Origin of the sequence: Pseudomonas sp. CP4 (assembly GCF_047758505.1) — a bacterium.
Taxonomy (GTDB): Bacteria; Pseudomonadota; Gammaproteobacteria; order Pseudomonadales; family Pseudomonadaceae; genus Aquipseudomonas; species Aquipseudomonas fluorescens_AO.
This window is the reverse complement of the sequence record NZ_CP180489.1, coordinates 4711607-4728584: the sequence shown is the minus strand read 5'-3', so window position 1 is coordinate 4728584 and position 16978 is coordinate 4711607. Positions and strand designations below refer to the sequence as shown.

Annotated in this window: 13 protein-coding genes; 6 read left to right on the top strand and 7 right to left on the bottom strand. The window is 61.1% G+C overall.

The genetic code is table 11. The features are described from left to right. Positions 1-34 precede the first annotated feature (34 nt). Both ACMYUN_RS21225 and ACMYUN_RS21220 read right to left on the bottom strand, forming a co-directional pair. On the bottom strand, positions 35-877 hold the full coding sequence (locus ACMYUN_RS21225; protein WP_415761694.1) for a mechanosensitive ion channel family protein: 843 nt from the start codon (positions 875-877) through the stop codon (positions 35-37). Positions 878-1036: 159 nt separating this feature from the next. Continuing rightward, positions 1037-1522 carry a YajQ family cyclic di-GMP-binding protein gene (locus ACMYUN_RS21220; protein ID WP_016773491.1) on the bottom strand — a complete coding sequence of 162 codons (486 nt, stop codon included), beginning with the start codon at positions 1520-1522 and terminating at the stop codon, positions 1037-1039. A 141-nt stretch (positions 1523-1663) separates the two neighbouring features. On the opposite strand from ACMYUN_RS21220, the gene ACMYUN_RS21215 reads away from it, so the two are divergent. From ACMYUN_RS21215 to ACMYUN_RS21205, 3 genes are read left to right on the top strand one after another with little or no spacing between them, the layout of a single operon-like run. Continuing rightward, complete coding sequence (locus ACMYUN_RS21215; protein ID WP_039758201.1) at positions 1664-2581, top strand: putative 2-dehydropantoate 2-reductase; 918 nt, start codon at positions 1664-1666, stop codon at positions 2579-2581. A 45-nt stretch (positions 2582-2626) separates the two neighbouring features. Further along, a complete protein-coding gene (locus tag ACMYUN_RS21210; RefSeq protein ID WP_039758203.1) occupies positions 2627-4663 on the top strand; it encodes a HAMP domain-containing sensor histidine kinase in 2037 nt (678 codons plus the stop codon). A 3-nt stretch (positions 4664-4666) separates the two neighbouring features. Continuing rightward, a complete protein-coding gene (locus tag ACMYUN_RS21205) occupies positions 4667-5251 on the top strand; it encodes a cob(I)yrinic acid a,c-diamide adenosyltransferase (RefSeq protein ID WP_186567653.1) in 585 nt (194 codons plus the stop codon). A 113-nt stretch (positions 5252-5364) separates the two neighbouring features. Here ACMYUN_RS21205 and ACMYUN_RS21200 read toward each other — a convergent pair whose 3' ends face one another. From ACMYUN_RS21200 to secA, 4 genes are all read right to left on the bottom strand, one after another. Next, positions 5365-6312 (bottom strand): Nudix family hydrolase, encoded by a 948-nt coding sequence (locus ACMYUN_RS21200; RefSeq protein WP_415761693.1) that lies wholly within the window; start codon positions 6310-6312, stop codon positions 5365-5367. Further along, positions 6309-6941 (bottom strand): glutathione S-transferase family protein, encoded by a 633-nt coding sequence (locus ACMYUN_RS21195; protein ID WP_039758210.1) that lies wholly within the window; start codon positions 6939-6941, stop codon positions 6309-6311. Before ACMYUN_RS21195 ends, ACMYUN_RS21200 begins: the two co-directional genes overlap by 4 nt. Before the next feature lie 180 nt (positions 6942-7121). Next, complete coding sequence (argJ, locus tag ACMYUN_RS21190) at positions 7122-8339, bottom strand: bifunctional glutamate N-acetyltransferase/amino-acid acetyltransferase ArgJ (RefSeq protein ID WP_041479803.1); 1218 nt, start codon at positions 8337-8339, stop codon at positions 7122-7124. 121 nt (positions 8340-8460) lie between these two features. Further along, positions 8461-11202, bottom strand: a complete 2742-nt coding sequence (gene secA / locus ACMYUN_RS21185; RefSeq protein WP_415761692.1) for a preprotein translocase subunit SecA — start codon at positions 11200-11202, stop codon at positions 8461-8463. 314 nt (positions 11203-11516) lie between these two features. On the opposite strand from secA, the gene ACMYUN_RS21180 reads away from it, so the two are divergent. Next, complete coding sequence (locus ACMYUN_RS21180; RefSeq protein ID WP_039758216.1) at positions 11517-11972, top strand: DUF721 domain-containing protein; 456 nt, start codon at positions 11517-11519, stop codon at positions 11970-11972. Positions 11973-12105: 133 nt separating this feature from the next. Here the strand turns inward: ACMYUN_RS21180 and ACMYUN_RS21175 are convergent, their stop codons facing one another. Then, positions 12106-13593, bottom strand: coding sequence for a helicase HerA-like domain-containing protein (locus tag ACMYUN_RS21175; RefSeq protein ID WP_415761691.1), 1488 nt, complete (start codon positions 13591-13593; stop codon positions 12106-12108). A 186-nt stretch (positions 13594-13779) separates the two neighbouring features. On the opposite strand from ACMYUN_RS21175, the gene ACMYUN_RS21170 reads away from it, so the two are divergent. Then, positions 13780-15669 (top strand): methyl-accepting chemotaxis protein, encoded by a 1890-nt coding sequence (locus ACMYUN_RS21170; protein WP_039758218.1) that lies wholly within the window; start codon positions 13780-13782, stop codon positions 15667-15669. A 216-nt stretch (positions 15670-15885) separates the two neighbouring features. Continuing rightward, entirely contained in the window at positions 15886-16977 is a 1092-nt protein-coding gene (locus tag ACMYUN_RS21165; RefSeq protein ID WP_205884317.1) for a glycosyltransferase family 4 protein, read from the top strand. The last annotated feature ends 1 nt before the right edge of the window (position 16978 follow it).

The window sequence follows — 16978 nt, the reverse complement described above, 5'->3', positions numbered from 1 at the left end:
CAGACCGGCTAATAATTACTTAGCTAGCAACCTATCATTGCGCCGCCGATTCCTGCACTACACGTATAACTCGCTGCGGAAATGGAATATCAATCCCGGCAGCCTTCAAACGATCACGCGCCTGTTCATTAAACATGAACATCACATCCCAATAGTCTGCGGTTTTAACCCAGACGCGCAGGGACACCGTGATCGAACTGTCACCCAGCGTCGAAATCACCGCTTGCGGTTCCGGATCCTGCATGACGCGGGCATCCTTGGCCAGATCCAGCAGCACCTGCCGAGCTTTCTGCAGATCCGCCTCGTAATCCACGCCCACATCGAATACCACTTTGCGGGTTGGCTGACGGTTGGTGTTGATAATGATGCCGTTCGACAGGTTGCCGTTTGGCACGATGATGGTCTTGTTGTCGCCGGTGCGCAGCACGGTGTGGAAGATCTGGATGCTGTCGACAGTGCCCGCCACGCCTTGGGCTTCGATCCAGTCACCGATACGGAACGGACGGAACAGCAAAATCAGCACGCCGCCGGCGAAGTTGGCCAGGCTGCCTTGCAAGGCCAGACCGATTGCCAGACCCGCAGCACCGATGGCCGCGACAAAGGACGTGGTTTCGACGCCGATCATCGACGCGACGCTGACAATCAGCAGTACCTTGAGAATGATGTTGGCCAGGCTGCTGATGAAGCCTTGCAAGGCCAGGTCAGCATTGCGCAGCGCCAGCAGACCGCCGAGTTTTTGCGTGACCTTGTTGATCAGCCACCAGCCGATCGCCAGGGTAATCACTGCCAGCAGTACGCGGCTGCCGTATTCCATGATCATCGGGATCCACGCCTGGGACGCCTTGACCAAGTGGTCCACTTCCGCATTCAAATCCATGTTCCATCTCCTGATTTCCGGCTTCCCGGGTGTATTCAAAACAACAAAACAACTGTGGGAGCGAGCCTGCTCGCGAAAGCGGTGTGTCAGTCAACTCTTCGCTGAATGAAACACCGCATTCGCGAGCAGGCTCGCTCCCACATAGCCTTCAGACCAAGCTTAGTCGCGGAAGTTGTTGAACTGCAGCGGCATGCCGAATTCCTTGGCACGCAGGGCCGCGATGGCTTCCTGCAGGTCGTCGCGCTTCTTGCCGGTGACACGCACCTGCTCGCCCTGAATGGCGGCCTGGACCTTGAGCTTGGCTTCCTTGATGTGGCCGACGATCTTCTTCGCCAGCTCTTTGTCGATGCCTTCCTTGAGGATGGCGTCCTGCTTCATCAGCTTGCCGGAAGCGTACGCATCCTTGACCTCGAGGCACTGTACGTCGATCTTGCGCTTGGTCAGCGCGAGCTTGAGGATTTCGATCATCGCTTCGAGCTGGAAAGCGGCTTCGGCGGTGAGGCTGACGGTCAAATCTTTTTCCTTGAACTCGAAGCTGCCTTTGCCTTTCAGGTCATAACGACGATCGAGTTCCTTCACGGCGTTCTCGACCGCGTTGGTGAGTTCGTGTTTGTCCAGTTCGGATACCACGTCGAACGACGGCATGTAATCTCTCCAATAAAAAAGGCGCGCTCGATGTGGATGGAGCGCGCTTGGCTTGCGGTTAAAATCGGGCTCATTATAACGGGTCTTTTCCTACCGATACGGCGAGCCGCACATGCCTGCAAGCAATCGAGCAAAAAACTGATGTCGACCACCTGGCACGTACTTGGCGCCGGCAGCCTTGGCACGCTCTGGGCAACACGTCTGGCCCGCGCCGGCTTGCCTGTGCGACTGATCCTGCGTGATGCGGCACGCTTGCAAAGCTACGAGGCAATGGGCGGATTAACCCTGGTAGAAAACGGACAAGCTCACACCTATGCAGTTCCCGGCGAAACCCCGGACAGCCCCGAGCCCATTCGCCGATTGCTGGTCGCGTGCAAGGCCTATGACGCCGAAGAGGCCGTCGCCCGCCTCGCTTCACGTCTCGCTCCGGATGCCGAACTGATCCTGCTGCAAAACGGCCTTGGCAGTCAGGACGCCGTCGCCGCGCGGGTGCCACAGGCGCGCTGCATCAGCGCCTCCAGCACCGAGGGCGCGTTCCGTGACGGCGATTGGCGCGTGGTGTTCGCCGGTCACGGGTTCAACTGGCTGGGCGATGGCGCGAATCCGCTGGCGCCAGTCTGGCTGGACGATCTGCAAGCGGCGAACATTCCCCATGAATGGAACGCTGACATCCTCACTCGGCTGTGGCGCAAACTGGCGCTGAACTGCGCGATCAATCCGCTGACCGTGCTCCACGATTGCCGCAACGGCGGGCTGAGCGAGCATCACTGCGAAGTCGCCACACTCTGCGCCGAACTGACGGAACTGCTTGAACGCTGCGGCCAGCCGGCTGCGGCGGACAATCTGCAAGTGGAAGTCGAACGAGTGATCCACGCCACCGCCGCCAATTATTCCTCGATGTATCAGGACGTCGCCAACCAGCGCCGCACCGAGATCAGCTATCTGTTGGGCCACGCATGTAAAGTCGCCGAGCGCCATCAGTTGCATCTGCCGCATCTGCACCAGTTGCAGCAACGTCTGATCGCTCATCTGCACAAGCGTGGATTGCCCAGCGACTGAGCAGCCGCTAGGCTGACGACTTGTTCCCCTGCTGCGATAAACCTGATGCCATTGCGCCAGCGCCTTGAAAACCTGCCGGTCGGCCAGAAACTGCTGGCCGCCCTGCTGGTGTTGTTGACCACGGTTCTGCTGGTCGCCAACCTGACCTTTATCAGCGCCGCCTATTACATTTCCCAGGAAAGCATGGCGCCACAGGCCCTGCAGACCATTGGCCGACTGATTGCCAATCCGAGTCTGGTCAGCGATGCGCTGGAATCACCGCGCAGCGCCGAACGTCTGCTCAAGGAGCTCGACAGTTATTCACCGTTGCGCGCCGCTGCCCTGTACGACGGCAAGGGTGAACGTCTGGCGCAGGTGCAGCGCGGCGACAAACTTCACTTGCCGGAGCGCTATCGGCATGTCGAAGCCTGGCAGCTTACCGAGTTTCGCAGCAATCAACTGATCACCCTGCCCCGTCCCGGTGCGGCGCCGGGACATCTGTTGCTGGTCGCCAGTAGCGAGCTGCCGATGGCGTTCTACACCGGCACCCTGACCGCCAGCCTCGGCATCCTGATTTTCAGTGTGTTGTTGTGGCTGGTGATTGCCCGGCAGATCAAACGTCTGATTACCCGCCCCATTCATCAACTTGAGGAATTGTCGCGGCAGGTCACCCGCGAAGAGAACTACGCCCTGCGCGCCGCGCGCGGCAATCACGACGAAATCGGCAGTCTGGCCGAGGCGTTCAACACCATGCTTTCGCGCATCGAAGCCCGCGAGCAGCAACTCAAACGCGCCCGCGACGACTCGCAGGCTGCCTACGATCAGGCGCAGGGGCTGGCCGAGGAAACCCGTCACACCAACCGCAAACTGGAGCTGGAAGTCCAGGTGCGCAGCAAGATCGAGAAGAAGCTCACCGGCTTCCAGAACTACCTCAACAGCATCATCGACTCGATGCCGTCCGCGCTGATCGCCCTCGACGAGCAACTCTACGTCACCCAGTGGAACCAGGAGGCCAGCGCGCTCTCCGGCACCCGCTTGGACGAGGCGCTGAACCAGCCGATCTTCCTCGCCTTCGAGCCGCTCAAGCCGTTCTTGCCGCAGCTCAAGGCTACCGTTGAGCAGCACACCGTGGCCAAAGTCGACCGGGTGACCTGGTTCAAGGACGATGAACCCAAACACTATGCGCTGACGTTTTATCCGCTGATGGGCGGGGCCGGGCGTGGCGTGGTGATCCGTATCGACGACATCACCCAGCGTCTGTCGCTGGAAGAAATGATGGTGCAGTCGGAGAAGATGCTCTCGGTCGGTGGACTTGCGGCCGGCATGGCCCATGAAATCAACAACCCGCTCGGCGCGATCCTGCACAACGTGCAGAACATTCGTCGGCGTCTGTCGGCGGATCTGCCGAAGAACATCGAGACTGCCGAACAACTGGGCATCGAACTGGACACGGTGAACCGCTACCTGCAAGGCCGCGAAGTCCCGCAATTGCTCGACGGCATTCAACAGGCCGGCGCCCGCGCGGCGAAAATCGTCACGCACATGCTCAGCTTCAGCCGCCGCAGCACCCGGCAAATGGCGCCGTGCGATCTACCGGCGCTGATCGACCAAGCCGTGGAAATCGCCGGCAACGATTTCGATCTGGCCATCGGTTTCGACTTCAAGGGCCAGGCGATCATCCGCCAGTTCGACCCAGCCCTCGGGCCCGTGCCGGGCACCGCCAACGAGCTGGAACAGGTGTTGCTCAATCTGCTGAAGAACGCCGCCCAGGCCATTCACCAGCGTGAAGACGACAGCGAGCCGGGCCGGATCATCTTGCGCACAAGACTCAATCCGCCATGGGCCGAGATTCAGGTCGAAGACAATGGCATCGGTATGAGCGAGAGCGTGCGCAAGCGTACCTTCGAGCCGTTCTTCACCACCAAGGAAATCGGCCAGGGCACGGGGCTTGGTCTGTCGGTGTCGTACTTCATCATCACCAACAACCACAAGGGCCAGATGGAAGTGCAGTCGGCGCCCGGCCAGGGCACTTGCTTCACCCTGCGTTTGCCGCTGGCGCAACCGGCGCCATTGACCACCGAAACCAATTCATTACCGAGGTAACCCATGGGCTTTCGCTTGTCGAAGATCTACACCCGCACCGGCGACAAAGGCGAGACCGGCCTCGGTGACGGCCGCCGCGTCCCCAAGGATCACCCGCGCATCGAGGCGATCGGCGAGGTCGATACGCTGAACAGTCAGGTCGGCGTGCTGCTAGCCGGTTTGCTCGCCGAGCGCGCAGTGCATCCGGGGCTGAATGAAATCATCGACGTGCTGGCGCCGTGTCAGCATCGCCTGTTCGACCTCGGCGGTGAACTGGCGATGCCGGAATACCAGGCGTTGAACGAGGCTGAAATCGAGCGGCTGGAAGCGGCGATCGATGTATGGAATGAAGAGCTGGGGCCGCTGGAGAACTTCATCTTGCCGGGCGGTTCGATGCTGATTGCCCAGGCGCATGTCTGCCGCAGTCTGGCGCGCGGTGCCGAGCGCCGCTGTCAGCATTTGAACTCGGTTGAGCCATTGGCCGGGGTTGGCCTGGCGTATATCAATCGGTTGTCGGATTTGCTGTTTGTTGTGGCGCGGTTGATTGCGCGGCGACAGGGGGTTGCGGAAATTCTCTGGCAGCCGGCTGCGAAACCTGAAGGTAAGTAGCGCCTGTCAGGGCGCCTTCGCGAGCAGGCTCGCTCCCACATTTGACTGCATTCTGACTGGAGAAATGCAATCCACTGTGGGAGCGAGCCTGCTCGCGAAGAGGTCGGTAGCCCTTACACTGGATCCGGCCAGAACGCCCGAATTCCCGCCACACCCTGAGCCCCAACTCCCCAGGCCTTTTCGCGCTCCGCCGGCCCTACCCCACCGAGCAGAAACACCGGTTTACTGAAACCGTCAATCAACGCCTGTGCCTGCTCCCACCCCAACGGCTGTGCATCCGGGTGCGTCAGCGTCGGCTGCACCGGTGACAGGGTGACGAAGTCGACGCCCATCTGCTCGGCCAGCGCCAGCTCTTCGGCGTTATGGCACGATGCCGCGAGCCAGCGTTCGGCCGGCAACGGACGTCCTGCCGCTGCGTATTTACGCAGCTGGGCAGCGGTGATGTGCCAACCGGCCGAGGGGAAATCGCCAAGCCATTCGAACGGCCCTTTGATTATCAACTGTGCCTTGCCCGCGCACAGGCCCACGGCATCCACCGCCAGATCGCGGTATTTCGGGTCGTAGCCGTTGGGTGCGCGCAGCTGGATCAATTTGATGCCGCCGGCGATCGCCTTCTGGATGCCGCGCAACAGTGCTGGGCCTTCGAGATCTTCCGGAGTGATCAGGTATTCGGCAGGCAAGCGCGCTGCCGCGACGATCGGCTGATTGGCCGCCGGGAACTCGTAGTTGATCAACTCCCTGGCAGGGACCCAAGCCAAAGGCTGGCCTTCAGCGCCGTGGGGTTCACCGCTGAACGCCGAGACTTCCCAGACATCCAGCAACACCTGTTTGTCCGGATAATTGTGGCGAACCTTGATCAGCGGACGGGCAGCGGCAACGACGATGCCCAGCTCTTCGTGCAGCTCGCGAGCGAGTGCCGATTCGACCGACTCGTCAGCCTCGACCTTGCCACCGGGAAATTCCCACAAGCCGCCCTGGTGTTGAGTGTCAGCGCGGCGAGCGATGAGGATTTTGCCGGCGCCGTCACGAATGACGGCAGCGGCGACGTGGACGCGTTTCACGGGTTCAATTCCTCCAGTCCAGCCTTTTGCCACGCCTTGAAGGCGGGCCATTGGTAGACGGTTTCAACATAAGCTTCGTCGACTGCCGGCAACTTCACCTGATAGGTGCGCAGGCGCACGGCGATCGGCGCGAAAAAGGCATCGGCGAGACTGACACGACCGAACAGGTATCGGCCCTCTTCCGTGGCTGCCGCACGACACTCAGCCCATAGCGCGAGCATGCGTTCGATATCGACCTTCACCTCTGGCGGCACCGGGTTCAGTGGTGCGTCCTGGCTCAGGTTGAACGGCATGTGATTGCGCATGGCGAAGAAGCCGCTGTGCATTTGTGCGCAGGCCGAGCGGGCCTGGGCGCGGGCGAAGGTATCGCTCGGCCAGAGTTGCTCGGACGGAAACTGCTCAGCGAGGTATTCAGCAATGGCCAGCGAATCGGCGATGGTGCCACGGGTGGTTTGCAGCAGCGGCACCTTGCCGGTAGGCGAATGCTTGAGCAGGCGCTCGCGGGTGTCGGGCTTGCCGAGCTTGATCAGCTCTTCGCTGTAGGGTGCGCCGGTCAGGTCCAGCGCCAGTGCCGCACGCAGGGACCAGGAGGAAAGCAGTTTGTCGCCGATGATCAGGTGCAGGGACATGGTGTGGCGCCTTTTCGTCAGGGAAACAATCCAGAATGTCTGGCGTCTGGTCGTCCGTCATCGCGGGCAAGCCCGCTCCCACAGGTTTTGGTGGTGGACACGGCATTTGTGAACGACCGCAATCACTGTGGGAGCGGGCTTGCCCGCGAAGAGGCCGGCAGCCCACTCCCACACCTTGAATCAAGTACGGTATTCAGCGTTGATCTTCACGTACTCATGCGACAGGTCGGTGGTCCAGATGGTTTCGCTGCAATCACCGCGACCCAGTTCGATGCGAATGGTGATTTCTTCCTGCTGCATCACTGCCGAGCCCTGGGCTTCAGTGTAGGTCGCGGCGCGGGCGCCACGGCTGGCGATGCACACGTCACCGAGGAACACGTCGATCTTGCTCACGTCCAGATCCGGCACACCGGCACGGCCCACGGCGGCCAAAATGCGGCCCCAGTTCGGGTCGGAGGCGAACAGCGCGGTCTTGATCAGCGGCGAATGGGCCACGGTGTAGCCGACGTCCAGGCATTCCTGATGATTGCCGCCGCCATTCACTTCGACGGTGACAAACTTGGTCGCGCCTTCGCCGTCGCGCACGATGGCCTGGGCCACGTCCATGCACACTTCAAACACCGCCTGCTTCAACTTGGCGAACAGCTCGCCTTCAGCGCGGGTGATTTCCGGCAACGCGGCTTTGCCAGTGGCGATCAGCATGCAACAGTCGTTGGTCGAAGTGTCGCCGTCGATGGTGATGCGGTTAAACGACTTGTTCGCGCCGTCGAGCATCAGATTGTGCAGCACCTCGCGGGAGACTTTGGCGTCGGTGGCGATGTAACCCAGCATGGTCGCCATGTTCGGCCGAATCATGCCGGCGCCTTTGCTGATGCCGGTGACAGTGATGGTCACGCCGTCATGCTCGAACTGGCGGCTGGCGCCCTTCGGCAGGGTGTCGGTGGTCATGATCCCGGTGGCGGCGGCTTCCCAGTTGTTCTCCGACAGGTCATCCAGCGCGGCTTGCAGTGCGCCTTCGATCTTCTCGACCGGCAGCGGCTCGCCGATCACGCCAGTGGAGTAAGGCAGAATCTGGCTGGCATCGACGCCGGTCAGCTCGGCCAACTTAGCGGTGGTGCGCTCGGCCGCGGCCAAGCCCGGTTCGCCGGTGCCGGCGTTGGCGTTGCCGGTGTTGGTCAGCAAGTAACGCACGGCATTGTGCACGCGCTTTTTCGCCAGGATCACCGGTGCGGCGCAGAACGCGTTCAGGGTGAACACCCCAGCCACGGTCGAACCTTCAGCACAGCGCATCACCACCACATCCTTGCGCCCCGGGCGCTTGATGCCGGCCGAGGCGATACCGAGTTCAAAACCGGCAACCGGGTGCAACGTTGGCAAAGGACCAAGACCAACAGCCATGAATGCGCTCCTTACTCAATGATGTCAGCACCGCCACGGGAAAGGACGGTGGGATAAATGGCAAAACGCCGCGACGGCAGGAGCCGGTCGCGGCGCGGGTGTTCAGCGATTGAAACGGGTTTTACTGGATCTGCCCGTGGCAATGCTTGTATTTCTTGCCCGAACCGCAGTAGCACAGCTCGTTGCGGCCCAGCTTCTGCTCGTTGCGAACCGGGGCAGTGGCGGTGGCGAGGGCCACATCGACCTCTTCACCCAACGCTTCCGGCTGATCCAGCCCAGGCGCTTCGGCGTGTTCGAACTGCATGCGCGCCGCCAGTGCTTCGGCTTCCTGACGCAGGCGTTGCTCCTCGGCTTCCGGATCTTCGCGGCGTACCTGAACGTGCGAGAGCACGCGGATCGAATCGCGCTTGATCGAATCGAGCAGCTCGGAGAACAGCGTGAAGGATTCGCGCTTGTACTCCTGCTTCGGGTTCTTCTGCGCATAGCCACGCAGGTGAATGCCGTGACGCAGGTGATCCATGGTCGACAGGTGGTCTTTCCACAAGTCGTCGAGTACGCGCAGGACGATCTGCTTCTCGAACGAGCGCAGCGCCTCGGCACCGGCCTGGTCTTCTTTCTCGTTGTACGCCGCCATCAGCTCGGCCATGAGCTTCTCGCGCAGGGTTTCTTCGTACAGGTGATCGTCTTCGTCGAGCCACTGCTGGATCGGCAATTTCACGCCGAAATCGCTTTCGATCGACGCTTCCAGACCGGCGACGTCCCACTGCTCTGGCAGCGATTGCGGCGGAATGTGTGCGCTGACGGTAGCGTTGAGCACGTCCTGACGGAAGTCGGCGATGGTCTCACCGATGTTGTCGGCGGCCAGCAACGTGTTACGCATGTGATAGATCACTTTACGCTGTTCGTTGTTGACGTCGTCGAACTCGAGCAGTTGCTTGCGGATGTCGAAGTTGCGGCCTTCAACCTTGCGCTGCGCCTTCTCGATCGCGTTGGTCACCATGCGGTGTTCGATCGCTTCGCCCGGCTGCATGCCCAGGGCTTTCATGAAGTTCTTCACCCGATCAGAAGCGAAGATGCGCATCAGGCTGTCTTCCAGCGACAGGTAGAAGCGGCTCGAACCGGCATCGCCCTGACGGCCGGCACGGCCACGCAGCTGGTTGTCGATACGACGCGACTCGTGACGCTCGGAAGCGATTACCTGCAGGCCGCCGGACTCCAGCACTTGCTGGTGACGCTTCTGCCAGTCGGCCTTGATCTGTGCAATCTGCTCAGGGGTCGGGTTTTCCAGCGAAGCGACTTCCACTTCCCAGTTGCCGCCCAACAGGATGTCGGTACCACGACCGGCCATGTTGGTGGCGATGGTCAGCGCACCCGGACGACCGGCCTGCGCGATGATTTCGGCTTCTTTTTCGTGGAACTTGGCGTTGAGAACCTTGTGTTCGATGCCTTCTTTGACGAGCAATGCGGACATGTGCTCGGAGGTCTCGATGGTCGCGGTACCCACCAGCACCGGACGACCGGCCGCCATGCTTTCCTTGATGTCGGCCACGATCGCCGCGTATTTCTCTTCGGCGGTGAGGAACACCAGGTCGTTGTAGTCCTTACGCGCCAACGGTTTGTTCGGCGGGATGACCATGACTTCCAGACCGTAGATCTGGTGGAATTCGAACGCTTCGGTGTCGGCGGTACCGGTCATGCCGGACAGCTTGGTGTACAGACGGAAGTAGTTCTGGAACGTAGTCGAGGCCAGGGTCTGGCTCTCGGCCTGAATGTTCAGACCTTCCTTGGCTTCGATGGCCTGGTGCAGGCCTTCGGACAGGCGACGACCCGGCATGGTACGACCGGTGTGTTCGTCGACCAGTACGACCTGGCCGTCCTGAACGATGTATTCGATGTTGCGGTTGAACAGTTTGTGCGCACGCAGACCGGCATAGACGTGGGTCAGCAGGCCGAGGTTGTGCGCCGAGTACAGGCTCTCGCCTTCGGCCAGCAGGCCGACGCGGGTGAGCATTTCTTCGATGAACTGGTGACCGGCTTCGTTGAGTTCGACCTGACGGGTCTTTTCGTCAACGGTGTAGTGGCCGGCCTTGGTGACCTGGCCTTCGACTTCCTCGACGTGCAGTTCCAGCTGCGGGATCAGTTTGTTGATCTCCGTGTACAGCTTGGAGCTGTCCTCGGCCTGACCGGAAATGATCAGCGGGGTACGCGCTTCGTCGATGAGGATGGAGTCGACTTCGTCGATCACGGCAAAGTTGAGTTCACGCTGGAATTTTTCATCCATGCTGAACGCCATGTTGTCGCGCAGGTAGTCGAAACCGAATTCGTTGTTGGTGCCGTAGGTGATGTCGGCGGCGTAGGCGGCACGCTTCTCTTCCGGCGGCTGGAACGGCGTCACGACGCCGACGGTCAGGCCGAGGAATTCATACAGCGGGCGCATCCAGTTGGCGTCGCGGCGGGCCAGGTAGTCGTTCACGGTCACAACGTGCACGCCTTTGCCGGACAACGCGTTGAGGTAAACACCCAGGGTGGCCACGAGGGTCTTGCCCTCACCGGTACGCATTTCGGCAATCTTGCCTTCGTGCAGGGTCATGCCGCCGACGAGTTGCACGTCGAAGTGGCGCATGCCCATCACGCGCTTGCCGGCCTCGCGGGCTACGGCGAAGGCTTCCGGCAACAGCTTGTCGAGGGTTTCCCCTTTGGCGATACGGGCCTTGAACTCGGCGGTCTTGGCGCGCAATTGATCGTCCGAAAGGGCCACCATTTGCTCTTCGAAGGCATTGACGAGCTGCACCGTCTTGAGCATGCGTTTGACTTCACGCTCGTTCTTGCTTCCAAAAAGTTTCTTTAACAAAGGCGCAAACATATCGGCAGGATCTTCCACACTAAAGGGATGGAGGGCGGCCCCGTGAGTCGCCCGTGCAGCCCTCATGGCCGCATGCGAACGAGCATTCTACCCGGAAACGGTGGTGAGGAAAGTGGCGATGTTCCACGATGCTGGCACTGCGCTTTGACGGGGCTCACTTAAAATAGGGGCGTTTTGCTCAACTTCAACCCGTCGGGGAAAGAAGTCAGGCGTTGATTTAATGAGCAATGAGCAAAGCAGGGACAAAAGCAATGGGCCAGAGGTTCCACAGCTTTCTGCTAACATGGCGCCTCTGTTACTTCAGGTGTTCGATCATGGCGTTTCGCCCTCTCACGGCCAGAGCCCCCGCCGTTCTGCTCCGCGAAGCCAAACCGCTGAAAGCCATCCTCGGCCATGCCCAGCGTCTGGAGCATTTGCAGCGCCTGCTCGAAAGCCAGCTGCAACCGGCCGCCCGCGAGCATTGCCGGGTAGCCAAGTGGCGCGAAGGCGAGCTGTCGCTGGTGGTCACTGACGGCCATTGGGCGACGCGACTGCGCTATCAGCAGAAACGCCTGCAACGACAACTGCAATTGTTCGAAGAGTTCGCCAACCTGTCGCGGATCAAATTCAGCGTGCGCCCGCCAATCGTCCAGCATCGGGCGGTCGGGCACACGATGGATTTGTCGAGCAGTGCGGCAGAGACGATTCAATCAACGGCTGACGGGATCAGCGATCCGGGATTGCGCGCGGCGCTGGAGCGGCTGGCGGCGCATGCCAAAAGCAAGACCTGACTGTGCACACGATTCCCATGTGGGAGCGAGCCTGCTCGCGAAGAGGCCATGTCAGCCGACATTGATGTTGAATGACACACCGCTTTCGCGAGCAGGCTCGCTCCCACAGGTTTGATCTCCGGCAATTCCTGGATCAGCGGCGCTTGCTGCCTCCGAGCAGAGACCCCATCAACCCCCGCACCAATTGCTTGCCAAGGTTATTGGCCGCCTGGCGCATTGCTGATTTCAGCGCCTGCCCTGCTGCCGTACCGAGGAATTCTCCCGCCCGATCGGCGAGGCTCGGCTCTTCGGCCGCCGGTTTGCCCGCTGGTGTTTCAGCCTCCGGCGCCAGCCCTTTGCGTCCCATCAAAATCTCATAGGCCGACTCGCGATCGATCGGCTTGTCATAACGGCCCTTGAACGGCGAGCCGGCGATCAGCACGGTGCGCTCGGTTGCAGTCAGCGGGCCGATCCGCGATTGCGGCGGCGCCACTAGCACGCGCTGGACCATTTCCGGCGTGCCCTTCTCCGTGAGCGTTCCTACCAGCGCCTCGCCGATCCCCAGTTCAGTCAACACCGACAGGCTGTCGAATGCCGGATTCGGGCGAAAACCATCGGCCACGGCGCGCAGGGATTTCTGTTCTTTGGCGGTGAACGCACGCAGACCGTGTTGAATGCGCAAGCCCAACTGCGCCAGCACGTCATCCGGCAGGTCCGCTGGCGACTGGGTGACGAAATACACGCCCACACCTTTGGAACGGATCAGGCGCACCACTTGTTCTAGCCGTTCCTGCAACGCCTTGGGCGTGTCGCCGAACAGCAAGTGCGCCTCGTCGAAAAACAGCGCCAGCAGCGGTTTGTCAGCATCGCCTCGCTCGGGCAGTTGCTCGAACAACTCGGCCAGCAACCACAGCAGGAACGTTGCGTAAACCTTCGGCGCTTCGTGCACCAGCCGACTGGCGTCGAGCAGATGGATGCGTCCACGGCCGTCAGCGCCCGGTTGCAGAATATCCTCAAGTTGCAGCGCCGGCTCGCCGAACAGGGCTTCGGCGCCCTGTTGTTCCAGCGTCGCCAAACGGCGCAGCAGCGCCTGGCTGGAACCGGTGGTCATCAGCGCCGCGTCTTCGCCGAGCAACTGCGGATTGTCCTTGAGGTGATTGAGCAGCGCTTTCAGATCCTTGAGATCCAGCAGGAGCAGACCTTCGCGATCCGCCACTTTGAAAGCCGCGTACAGCGCCGACTGCTGGCTGTCGGTCAGCTCGAGCAGGCTGCCGATCAGCAGCGGGCCCATTTCGCTCAACGTGGTGCGCAGCGGATGACCGGACTCACCGTGAATGTCCCACAGCGTCACGGGATAAGCCTGGGGGGTGTGACCGAGCCACGGCATGCCGGCAATGCGCTCGGCCACTTTGCCCTGCGGGTTGCCGGCAGCACCGAGGCCGCAGAGGTCGCCCTTGATGTCGGCGGCGAACACCGCCACACCGGCGTCGCTGAACGCTTCGGCCAGACGCTGCAATGTCACGGTTTTACCGGTGCCGGTGGCGCCGGCGATCAGCCCGTGGCGGTTGGCCAGGCGCATGGCCTGAGCGATGGGTTGCGCGGCCGGATCAGCGCCGATAACGAGTTGCGAAGAGTCAGGCATTTTCTCACCCAATGGTTAATCTTTGATGACACATGGCCGATACATCAATTGGACAGACCCGTCAGAAAACAGGGTCAGACATTTCCCTAAGGAGAGCCGGAAATATCAGTTTTTCAACCTTGCCCATAGTGCGCGTCTCTATCAAAGCACGCCCAGGACATTAAGACCTTAGCGGAACCCCAAGCCATGAACAAAAACCTGCGCTTCAGCCATAAGATTTTGCTTGCCGCCGCCCTCATCGTCATTGCCGCTTTCGCCTCGTTCACGCTGTACAACGATTGGCTGCAGCGCAATGCGATCCGCGATGACCTGAACAATTACCTCAATGAAATGGGCGAGGTCACCGCCGGCAATATCCAGACCTGGCTCAGCGGGCGCATTCTGCTGATTGAAAACGCCGCGCAGAACATCGCCATCAATCCGGAACCTGCCACGGTCGCCAGCCTGCTCGAACAGAAAAGCCTGACCTCGACGTTCATGGCCACCTATCTGGGCGATGCCACTGGCCACTTCACCATCCGCCCGGATGTGAAAATGCCGGACGGTTTCGATCCGCGCGTACGCCCTTGGTATAAAGGTGCCGAAAGCAGCAGCACCTCGACCCTGACCGAACCCTACATCGATGCGGCCACCGGCCAGTTGATCATTTCCATCGCCACCGCGTCGAAAAAGGCCGGGCAGAGTGTTGGCGTGGTCGGCGGCGACCTGAGCCTGCAATCACTGGTCGATACCCTCGCCGCGCGGGATTTCGACGGCATGGGCTATGTGTTTCTGGTCAGCGCCGACGGCAAGATCCTCGTCCACCCGGACAAGGCTCTGGTGATGAAGTCGCTCAAAGAAGCCTACCCGCAGGACACCCCGCGCATCAGCAGTGATTTCAGCGAAGTGACGGTTGATGGCAAAACCCGCATCGTCACTTTCGCCCCGATCAAAGGCCTGCCGTCGGTGAACTGGTACATCGGTCTGTCGATCGATAAAGACCAGGCCTACGCGATGCTCAGCGAATTCCGCACCTCAGCGGTAATCGCGACCGTTATTGCCGTGGCGATCATCATCGCCCTGCTCGGTATGCTCATCCGCCTGCTGATCCAGCCGCTGCACGTGATGACCCGCGCCATGGAAGACATCGCTGACGGCGAAGGCGATCTGACCAAACGCCTGAACATCATCAATAACGATGAATTCGGCATCCTCGGCACCGCGTTCAACCGCTTCGTCGAGCGCATTCACGGTTCGATCCGCGAAGTGTCCTCAGCTACCGGCCAGGTCAACGAGGTCGCCCTGCGCGTGGTCGCAGCTTCGAACTCGTCGATGTACAACTCCGACCAGCAAGCCTCGCGCACCAGCAGCGTTGCCGCCGCGATCAATCAGCTCGGCGCCGCCGCCCAGGAAATTGCCCGCAACGCCGCGCAAGCCTCGAACCAGGCCAGCGACGCTCGGGGTCTGGCCGAGGACGGCCAGCAAGTGGTCGAGCGCAGCATCAAGGCGATGAACCAACTGTCGAGCATGCTCAGCGCATCGAGCACCAATATCGAGTCGCTGAACAGCAAGACTGTCAACATCGGCCAGATTCTCGAAGTGATCACCAGCATTTCCCAGCAAACCAACTTGTTGGCGCTGAACGCCGCGATCGAAGCCGCACGCGCCGGTGAGGCCGGTCGTGGTTTTGCCGTGGTGGCCGATGAAGTGCGCAACCTCGCGCACCGCACGCAGGAATCGGCGCAACAGGTGCAGACCATGATCGAGGAGCTGCAGGTCGGCGCTCGGGAATCGGTGAGCACCATGAGCGACAGCCAGCGCCACAGTCAGGACAGCGTGGAGATCGCCAACCTTGCCGGCGAACGCCTGAACAGCGTGACCCTGCGCATCGGTGAGATCGACGGGATGAACCAGTCGGTGGCGACCGCGACTGAAGAGCAGACTGCTGTGGTCGAGTCGATCAATGTCGATATTACTGAGATCAACACGCTGAACCAGGAAGGCGTGGAGAACCTGCAAGCGACCTTGCGCGCGTGCTCGGATCTGGAGCAGCAGGCTTCGCGCCTCAAGCAACTGGTGGGCAGCTTCAGGATTTAAGCTGCGGCGACTGGCCACTTCGCGAGCAGGCTCGCTCCCACAGGGAAAATGCATTCCATTGTGGGAGCGAGCCTGCTCGCGAATATCTACCTTTCAACAAAACCCGACTGACACCCCACCGCGCAATCCCGACCGAACATCTATTCTGGATAACGGTCAACCAAGGGAGAACAACACAGCGGAGGGTTGCTCACCGTGCATATCGCCGACATCACCATGTTCTACGCCCCGGCCAGCGGAGGCGTGCGTACTTATCTGGATGCCAAACACCGTCGCCTCGGCGACCGCAGCGGTATTCGTCATAGCCTGCTGATCCCCGGCGCGCGGCTGGGTGAACATGACGGCATTTACACGGTTCCAGCACCTGCCCTGCCCTTCGGCAAAGGCTATCGCTTCCCGCTGCGCCTGGCGCCTTGGCGAAACGTCCTGCAGGATTTGCAGCCGGATCTGATCGAAGTCGGCGACCCTTACCTCACCGCGTGGGCGGCGCTGGATGCCCGGCGGCAGCTGGATGTGCCGGTGATCGGCTTTTATCACTCCGATCTGCCGCTGCTGGTGGGCAATCGCATGGGCCATTGGGTCACGCCGAATGTCGAGGCTTACGTGACTCGTCTGTACGGCAATTTTGATCGTGTGCTCGCACCGAGTCAGGTCATGGCTGACAAGCTCACCGGGCTCGGCGTGCGCAATGTCCATGTGCAACCGCTGGGTGTGGATCTGCATACCTTTCATCCTGACGCCCGAGACCCCGGCCTGCGTGCCGAGCTGGGGATTGCCGAAGACACTCGCTTGCTGATCTTCGCCGGGCGCGGTTCCAAGGAGAAAAACCTGCCGGTGCTGCTCAAGTGCATGCAGCGCCTCGGCCCGCGCTATCACTTGCTGTTGGTCGGCTCGTCGATGCCCGCTGCGGTGCCGGACAACGTCAGCGTCATCGACGAATTCTGCCCGGCGCCAAAAGTCGCGCGACTGATGGCCAGCGCCGATGCGCTGCTGCATGCCGGCGACCAGGAAACCTTCGGACTGGTCATCCTCGAAGCCATGGCCTGTGGCATTCCGGTGGTGGCGGTGGCGGCCGGTGCGTTTGAAGAGATCGTTAACGATTCCTGCGGCTTGCTTTGTGCACCGAATAACCCGCAAGCCATGGCCAATGCCGTGCGCGAACTGTTCAGTCGTGGCTGTGAGCGCCTCGGTCGCCAGGCGCGCCAGCATGTCGAACGCCATTACGCCTGGGACACGGTGGTCGATAGCCTGCTCAGCCACTACCATGCGGTGCTCGGTCATACGCTGCCACGGGTGGCCAATGGTTGAG